General features: G+C 68.8%; 9 protein-coding genes. 4 read left to right on the forward strand and 5 right to left on the reverse strand.

All coding sequences use genetic code 11. From position 1 onward, the window contains the following. Positions 1 to 164: 164 nt before the first annotated feature. Positions 165 to 548, forward strand: coding sequence for a hypothetical protein (locus FJV41_RS46445; RefSeq protein WP_174454163.1), 384 nt, complete (start codon positions 165 to 167; stop codon positions 546 to 548). A gap of 112 nt (positions 549 to 660) precedes the next feature. Further along, a complete protein-coding gene (locus tag FJV41_RS46450; RefSeq protein ID WP_141649052.1) occupies positions 661 to 1,212 on the forward strand; it encodes a hypothetical protein in 552 nt (183 codons plus the stop codon). Here FJV41_RS46450 and FJV41_RS46455 read toward each other — a convergent pair. From FJV41_RS46455 to FJV41_RS54820, 3 genes are all read right to left on the reverse strand, one after another. Beyond that, positions 1,191 to 2,045: an endonuclease/exonuclease/phosphatase family protein gene (locus FJV41_RS46455; RefSeq protein ID WP_141649053.1), complete on the reverse strand. Its 855-nt coding sequence runs from the start codon at positions 2,043 to 2,045 to the stop codon at positions 1,191 to 1,193. The genes FJV41_RS46450 and FJV41_RS46455 overlap by 22 nt on opposite strands. An 85-nt stretch (positions 2,046 to 2,130) precedes the next feature. Continuing rightward, positions 2,131 to 2,757 (reverse strand): MXAN_6652 family MXYO-CTERM-anchored protein, encoded by a 627-nt coding sequence (locus FJV41_RS46460; RefSeq protein ID WP_141649054.1) that lies wholly within the window; start codon positions 2,755 to 2,757, stop codon positions 2,131 to 2,133. A gap of 201 nt (positions 2,758 to 2,958) precedes the next feature. Next, positions 2,959 to 3,639: a DUF4336 domain-containing protein gene (locus tag FJV41_RS54820; RefSeq protein WP_141649055.1), complete on the reverse strand. Its 681-nt coding sequence runs from the start codon at positions 3,637 to 3,639 to the stop codon at positions 2,959 to 2,961. A gap of 188 nt (positions 3,640 to 3,827) precedes the next feature. On the opposite strand from FJV41_RS54820, the gene proS reads away from it, so the two are divergent. Beyond that, on the forward strand, positions 3,828 to 5,261 hold the full coding sequence (proS, locus tag FJV41_RS46470) for a proline--tRNA ligase (protein WP_141649056.1): 1,434 nt from the start codon (positions 3,828 to 3,830) through the stop codon (positions 5,259 to 5,261). 71 nt (positions 5,262 to 5,332) lie between these two features. On the opposite strand, the gene FJV41_RS46475 is transcribed toward proS, so the two are convergent. After that, on the reverse strand, positions 5,333 to 6,193 hold the full coding sequence (locus FJV41_RS46475) for a caspase family protein (RefSeq protein ID WP_141649057.1): 861 nt from the start codon (positions 6,191 to 6,193) through the stop codon (positions 5,333 to 5,335). Positions 6,194 to 6,290: 97 nt separating this feature from the next. After that, positions 6,291 to 7,535: an adenylate/guanylate cyclase domain-containing protein gene (locus tag FJV41_RS46480; protein WP_141649058.1), complete on the reverse strand. Its 1,245-nt coding sequence runs from the start codon at positions 7,533 to 7,535 to the stop codon at positions 6,291 to 6,293. Positions 7,536 to 7,622: 87 nt separating this feature from the next. Here FJV41_RS46480 and FJV41_RS46485 point away from each other — a divergent pair. Next, on the forward strand, positions 7,623 to 7,849 hold a 227-nt coding region (locus FJV41_RS46485; RefSeq protein WP_181791435.1), incomplete at its 3' end, for a metal-dependent hydrolase.

Raw genomic sequence — 7,849 nt, forward strand, 5'->3', positions numbered from 1 at the left:
GCATTGCGTCGTGCCCCCACCCGCCCCGTACAGGCCCGTGGAATCTCGAAGAAGTGACGGGCAGGGTGGGGATGCGACCTGGCGGGCGCGAGGTGCCCTCGAGTCCGAGAAGACGGCTCGCCGCTGGACGGAGGGCCCATGCGTGGGCTCCAATCCGACAGGTGATGACCCAGGATGAAGTGACGAAGGTGCTGTCGGACGTGGAGTTGGTGCCGTGCGCGGAGATGGCGCTGGCGGACGCCCGGCGGCTGGTGGAGGCCTGTCTGGAGGCGGACGTCCCCGCGCTGGTACACCGCGAGGCGTGCGCGAAGCCCGGGTGCAGCCCGAAGTTCCAGGTGCTGGTGCGCCCCGAGGACGGCCTGCGCGTGGCGACGCTGCTCCAGCAACGTTGGATGGACAGCATCCAGCGCGAGGGCGTGCTGGCGGACGGCGCCTCGCCCTTCGCATTGCCCGCGACGGAGGACGGTGAGCCGCCGTGTCCGGCCTGCGGCACCGTGGCGCCCCTGGTCGCCGGAGCCTGCGCCGACTGCGGTCTTCAGCTCGAGTAGCAGGCAGGCGTCGCCTGCGCGCGACGTTGTCGCACCCTATCCTTCCCGTGGAAGCCGGGACGGACTCCCCCGAGCGCGGCCCCGCGCGGGGTCAGGCAGTGGAGGCACACGGATGGAAGTCAAAGGCGTGGCGTTCCTGGCGCGACAGCAGATGGCGATGCAGTCCCACGGCGAGAAGGCGTGGAAGGACTTCATCGCGGACATCAAGAAGAAGGAGCCCGTCTTCGCGCAGCCCGTCCTCCCGGTGACGCGCATCCCGGTGGATGCGTTCCTGCGGCTCAACGAGGAGCTGCTCCAGCGCTTCTACGGAGGAGACCCCAACGCGTGGTGGCAGTTCGGCATCAAGTCCGCCGAGTACGCGCTGGGCCAGGGGCAGCTCAAGGCGATGTTCAGCCCGGGTGACTTCCGCCGCTTCCTCTTCTTCACGCCCGGCATCTGGAAGGGCTACTTCACCGAGGGCGAGTTGGAGGTGTTGCCGGGCGCGGGCCACACGGACCTGCACATCATCAAGGTGCCCAAGCCGCACGTGTACTTCGAGCTGTCGGTGATGGGCTTCGCGTGGGGCGGCCTGACGGTGCTCGGCGCGAAGGACCTGAAGCACGAGGTCATCAAGGGCTACAGCCGGGGAGACCCGGACGTGCTCTACCGCTTCAACGTGAGCTGACCTTCCGCGTCCGTGGGAGGAAGCACGTCCAGCCGCAGGTCCGCGACGACGGGGTAGTGGTCCGACGCGGCGACCCGCAGCACGCGGCTGGCCACGGGCGTGAAGGCATCACAGGCCAGCACGTAGTCGATGCGCAGCGTGGGCAGGAACAGGGGCATCGGGTAGGTGCCCCTGGCTCCGCCGGTGGCGGCGACGACGTCGCGCAAATCGCGGCGCAGCAGACGCACCGATTGCGAGTCCGGGTCGTCGTTGAGGTCACCCAGGAGCAGGCGAGGCCGGGAGTCCTGGGCGAGCAGTCGGGCCACGTAGCCGCTCTGGCGCAGGCGCGTGGCGTTGTTGAAGGGGCGGCGGATGAGATGCGTGAGGTAGACGCTCACCTCGCGGCCATCCACGGACACGACGGCGTGCGCGAGCGTGCGCGGCTCCGCGCCCGAGGGCACGGGCAGCGGGTACTGCGCGAGCGACTCCAGTGGGAAGCGCGACAGGATGGCGATGCCGTAGGCGCCGCCATGCAGGTCCGTGGTGCGGAAGTGGGCGCGGTGAGGCAGGCCGGTGAGGCGGGAGAGGGCCTCCACCTGGTCGATGCCGCCGGCGCGCCTGGAGCCGACGTCGACCTCCTGGAGCGCGACGAGGTCCGGCACGGAGGCGCGGATGACGCGGGCCACGCCATCGAGTCCACGGGCACCGGACTGGATGTTGAAGGTCATCACCCGCAGCGTCCCAGGCTCGCGGTGTACGGCGGCGAGCGGGACTTCCGGGGGGAGAAGACCGGGGCCTGTCGCACACGCGAGCGGCCCCAGCATGAGCAGCAGGGAGAGGAGGCGGAGGTGCATGGAGAGCGAGGGCGGGATGTTAGGCCGCGCCGTCGCTCACTGTCTCCCCGCCCCCCAGGTGCCTGATTGAGGAGCAGCCAGCCGCTTACGCGTCGCGGCGGCGCAGACGTGCGCCGAGCAGCAGCAGGGCTGCGCCCAGGAGGGGCACGCCACCGGCCGCGGCGCAGCCACCGCCGTCGTCCTCACCACCGCCGTCGCCGCCGCCGTCGCCGACCTTCACCTTGAGCGTGGCGGTGTTGGACGCGTCACCGGTGTCCTCGTTGTTGCCGTTGGTCGAGTTGCCCGCGCCGAACAGGGTGAGCGTGGCGCCGGTGGACGGGGCGACGAGGGTGAAGTCGAAGCGCACCGTGCCGCTGGTGAAGGCCTTGGGCTGGGTGTGGGTGAGCTCGCCGGAGACCTTCTTGGAGCCGGAGCCGGCGGTGAGGGTGGCGGAGCCATCCGTGGCCACGTTGAAGCCGCCGCGAACGCCGGGGCCGCCGGTGATGACGAGGGCGTAGGTGCCCGTCTGGCCGGGCTCGAGGGACGCGGGTCCCTCGAGGGTCACGGTGGGCTTGGTACCCGTGGTCGAGTGGCACATCGAGCTCGCGCACGTCAGCGAGCTGTCCTTGCCGCTGTGGCCCGTCTGGCCGGTGGCATAGGCGAGGGCGGAGCCGGAGACGAGGCACGCCGTCAGCGCGCCAGCCACTCCGAGAGACGGAAGAAACGACCGCATGAAGCCTCCAGGTGGAAAACCATGAAAAATGGAGAGCACTTCATAGCGCGACGCGCCAACGCTTCCCAGCATCCGTCAGGGTGTGACGCTCGCGTTGCATCCACGCGAGAGGACTCCAGATAGCCGGTATCAAAAAGGGTCGGCGGCGACCCGCGCCAAGGCCCTCGCGTTGCCCGTGTATCGCCAACACCGTGTGAGCCCTCAGCCCGCGAGCCGGTGGAACGCCTCGCGCAGTGCCTCGCGCGCGCCCTGCTCCTGCACATCACCGTGGCACACCACCACCTGCTTCACGTCCCACGCGAGCACCCGCTCCAGCGACGCCTTCACCGCCGCCCGGTCCTTCACCACCGCCTTGGTGATGAACGTGGGCGCAAGCCGCTGCCACGCGCCACAGAGCTTCAGATACGTGCGCGTGAGCCACGAGCCCGTCTGGTGAAAGTTGAACGCCAGGTCCGTGAGCAGCACCGTGCCAGTGGGCCGGTGGAAGAACACGAACTCGTCCAGCTTCGGCATTCCCTTCACCTGCACCTGGTCGATGACCCCCGCCCAACCCGCGTCCGCCGCGTCCCCCAACTCCAGGTCGATGCGCAAATCCTTCCGCTTCGCCCTCAGGCTCGCCGGCGCCACCACGCGCGCCTCCGGATACGCCGCCGCCCAGTCCCCCACCCGCAGGTGGTGCATCAGGTTGGGCGCGACCAGGAAGCGCACCGGGCCCAGCGCGTCCACCGCCGCGCGCGCCTCGGGCGTGCAGGCGACCGGCGAGTGCACCCACAGCCCCCCGCCCGGCAGGCGGATGACCGTCATCCGTCCCCCCAGGTCGAACGCCCCCATCCGGAAGGGAACCGCCAGGGAATGAACCTCTCCAGCCACGGCGCGCAGCATGTCTTCCTCCTGGGACGACCACGGGACAGCCGGGGCATCCTCGCCGCCCTCCGAAAGCCCTCGCAACGTGAACCACCTGCCCTGGGACGAGCCGGGGGACGTCCTGGGACGACTGGAGCGTTGATTTCCGGGTGGCCAAAGCGTAGGCAACCGTCCTCTTTCAACGACTTTGAAAAGGTGCTCAGCACATGGCCGATAAGCTCACGCCCCGAGAGAAGGGCTTTTCCGAGTGGTACGTCGACCTGGTCCAGAAGGCGAAGCTCGCCGACTACTCGGACGTGAAGGGCTGCATGGTCATCCGTCCCAACGGCTACGCGCTGTGGGAGAACATGCAGCGCGTCCTGGACAAGATGTTCAAGGACCTGGGCCACAAGAACGCCTACTTCCCGCTGCTCATCCCCGAGAGCTACCTCAAGAAGGAAGCCGAGCACGTCGAGGGCTTCAACCCCCAGCTCGCCGTCGTCACCCACGCGGGCGGCGCCAAGCTCGAGGAGCCCTACGTCATCCGACCCACGTCGGAGACCATCATCAACCGCAGCTTCGCCAAGTGGGTGCAGAGCTATCGGGATTTGCCCCTGCTCATCAACCAGTGGGCGAACGTGATGCGCTGGGAGATGCGCACGCGCCTGTTCCTGCGCACCACCGAGTTCCTCTGGCAGGAAGGCCACACCTGTCACGAGACCGAAGAGGACGCGGAGAAGGAGACGCTCCAGATGCTGGAGGTCTACCGGACGTTCTCCGAGGACTACATGGCCATGCCCGTGATGACGGGCCGCAAGTCGGAGTCGGAGCGGTTCGCCGGCGCCCTGCGCACCTACAGCATCGAAGCCATGATGCAGGACAAGAAGGCGCTGCAGGCCGGCACCAGCCACAACCTGGGCCAGAACTTCGCCAAGGCCTTCGACACCAAGTTCCAGGGTCGCGACGGCCGCGAGCACTTCGTCTGGCAGACGTCCTGGGGCGTGTCCACGCGCCTCATCGGCGGGCTCATCATGACCCACTCGGATGACTCGGGGCTCATCGTCCCGCCGAAGCTGGCGGCCACGCACGTGGTCATCATCCCCATCTTCGGCAAGGCGACCGACACGGAGAAGGCGCAGGTCCTGGAGAAGAGCCACGCGCTCGCCGCCGACCTGCGCAAGTCCGGCCTGGGCGTGGTGGTGGACGACGACGACAGCAAGGGCCCCGGCTTCAAGTACTTCGAGCACGAGCTGGTGGGCACCTGCGTGCGCATCGAGATTGGCCCCAAGGACCTGGCCAAGGGCACCTGCGTCATGGTGCGCCGTGACTTGAAGGTGAAGGAGTTCATCCCGCTGGGCGAGGCCGCCGCCAAGGCCCAGTCCATGCTGGACCAGATGCAGAAGGACCTCTTCCAGAAGGCGAAGACGTTCCGCGACGAGCACACCTTCGAGGTCAACTCCTACGAGGAGATGAAGGAGAAGGCGGACGCGGGCTTCCTGCTCGCGCACTGGAACCTGGACCCCAAGGTGGAGGCGCGCATCAAGGAAGAGACGGGCCTGACCACGCGCAACCGTCCCTTCGCGCTCAAGCAGGAGCCGGGCAAGTGCGTCGTCACCGGCGAGGACTCGCCGGGCCGCATCGTGTTCTCCAAGGCGTACTGAGCCCCACCGCGAACGCGGCGTCATGACAGAGGGCCGTGGAGGGACTCCATCAGTCCCCCCTCGGCCCTTTGTCACACCTCGAAGGGCGTCTCCCGCTCGAACTCGCGGCTGGGGACGCCGACGATGGAGTAGTTGGGCGACTGGAGCGGCGGCATGCGCCGGACGATGCGGCGGTGGAACGTGCGGTGGCTGCCCCGGAACTTCCCGCTGTTGTAGACGCGCAGCAGGTTCGCGGTGAACAGGCCGTTGAAGGCTCCGTCGCTGGAGAGCTGGTTGTCCTGGCACCCGGAGATGAGCAGCACCGTCGCCTTCGTCTTCGCGATGGGGTCATCCTTCGGGAGCCCCGCCATGACGTCGTCGTAGAAGGCCTTGTTGTCCCGGTACGTGCGCAGGGCAATCGCCGTGGGCATGTCCTTGAAGCGCCTCACCTCCGGTGCCGGGTCGTGCAGCGTGTCCGACAGCAACTCCAGGCTGCCTGACCCCCGAAGCGCCGCGTACGCCGCCTTGCTCACCGTGCCGCTGTGGCAGCTATCGGAGAACATCAACACGCGCACGCCCTGCTTCAGCTTGGACAGCGCGAGGTGGATTTCGTCGTCGATGAGCTCTCCGTCGTAGAGCACCCACGTCTCGTCCTGCGCGTCCGACTCGTCGCTGTTGCGGTCCGGGAGCTGCCCGCCGTGTCCGGAGTACGTCAGCAGGAACAGGTCTCCGGGTTGGAGCACGCGGGCCGCCTCGTCCATCTCCTTCAGGATGCGGCCCCGCGTCGCATCCTTCGTGAGCACCTTGCGCACGGTGGAGAACTTCCGCTCCGTGGCGATGGCCACCATGTCCTCGGCGTCCGCCTCGCAGGCGACGAGCGCTCCGTCCCAGCCCGCGTAGTGCGCCGGGTCCACCAGATTCAACCCGATGTTCAACGAATATCCCTGAGCCATGGTCACACTCCTCCTGTCACCGGAGGGAGCGCGAGGCTTCCAGGTGTGAGCCCACCGGTCCCAGGGCGCCGAGCCTCCCTGCCCGGCCCCCGTCCGCTCAGCCCACCTCGCGCAGCGCCTGCTTGCCCGGGACGAAAGTGGCCACGGGCTCGGCCTTGCCCGCGACGGGCAGGGGCGCGGCGGGCTCGAAGCGCAGGGACGCATCGTCCTGGCAGAAGCGGCGCGTGGCCTCCGACACCAGCATGGCCACGCCCACCTTCTTGGTGAGCCCTTCGATGCGGCTGGCCAGATTCACGGCGTCGCCAATCACCGTGTACTCGCGCCGCTGCGCGCTGCCCACGTCCCCCACCACCACGCGCCCCGTGTGGATGCCGATGCCGATTCGCAGCGGCTCCTCACCGCGCGCCACGCGCTCCGCGTTGAGCGTCTCCAGCGCCTCCAGCATGGCCAGCCCACACGCCACCGCGGCCTTCGGGTGCCCCGGCAAATCCAGCGGCGCGCCGAAGTACGCGAGGATGCCGTCACCGATGAACTTGTCGAGCGTCCCTCCATGGCGGAACACCACGTCCACCATGCGCGACAGGTACTCGTTGAGCAGCGCGACGACTTGAGGGCTGTCCATGCGCTCGGACATGGAGGTGAAGCCTCGGATGTCGGAGAACAGCAGCGTCACCTCGCGGTGCTCGCCGCCTCCCGCCTCGGTGCCGTGCTGGGCAATCTGCCGGGCGACCTCGGGGGAGAAGTAGCGGCCCAGCCGCTCCAGCCGCACCTCCTCTTGCGCCACCTGCGTCACCAGCCCCAGCACCTGCCGGCTGATGAAGGCCGCCGCGAGCGCGCCCAGCGCCAGCACCAGCACCATGCCCGGCAGGAACGCCTGCCACTCCACCTGGGCCTGGAACACCAGCATCTTCTCCAGGCCGATGGCCACCACCGTGGCCAGCACGACGATGACGCGCGACAGCGTCACCAGCGACACGAGCACCACCAGCACGATGTACACGCCCAACGTCAAGAGCGCGGTGGGCACCGCGTTGTCGTTGTTCGCCGTGCCGATGGCCAGCGACTGGAGGGCGAAGACGGCGGGCATGTCCAGGAAGACGAGCCCGAGCGCCGGACGCCGCCCCAGGCGGGGAAAGCGGCGCGCGCCGGCCCACAGCACCACCGCCAGCGCCAGGTACGCGGCGAGCACCCCGAGCGGCGTGCGCCACTCGAACTGCCACGTCATCACCAGCCAGCTCGCCGTGCCCGCCGCGCGGACCCGGTTGAGCCACTCGCCCACCTGCGCGCGCCACCCTTCCAGGCGTCGCGCGAGCGTATCCTCGACATGGGAAAGCACCCGCATGAGGTCGCACGCTATCACCACCCTCCAGGGAGCCACCCGCGTGCGAGCCATGAGGTCCAGGTGCGGTATCTTCCGCCCCAGGAAATCATGGCGAGCATCGGTCACGTGGCAGTGGGCATGGCCCTGGGGCGGTATGAGGCGAACGGTGGGTCGACCCGTCGCCTGGTTGCCTCCATGGCACTCTTCTCGATGCTGGCCCTGCTGCCGGACGCGGACGTGGTGGCCTTCGTCTTCCGCATTCCCTATGCGGCGCCGTGGGGACACCGGGGAGCGTCGCACTCGTTCGTCTTCGCGGCGGCGGTGGCGCTCGCGGT

It is taken from the genome of Myxococcus llanfairpwllgwyngyllgogerychwyrndrobwllllantysiliogogogochensis (assembly GCF_006636215.1).
In the GTDB taxonomy this organism is placed as follows: domain Bacteria; phylum Myxococcota; class Myxococcia; order Myxococcales; family Myxococcaceae; genus Myxococcus; species Myxococcus llanfairpwllgwyngyllgogerychwyrndrobwllllantysiliogogogochensis.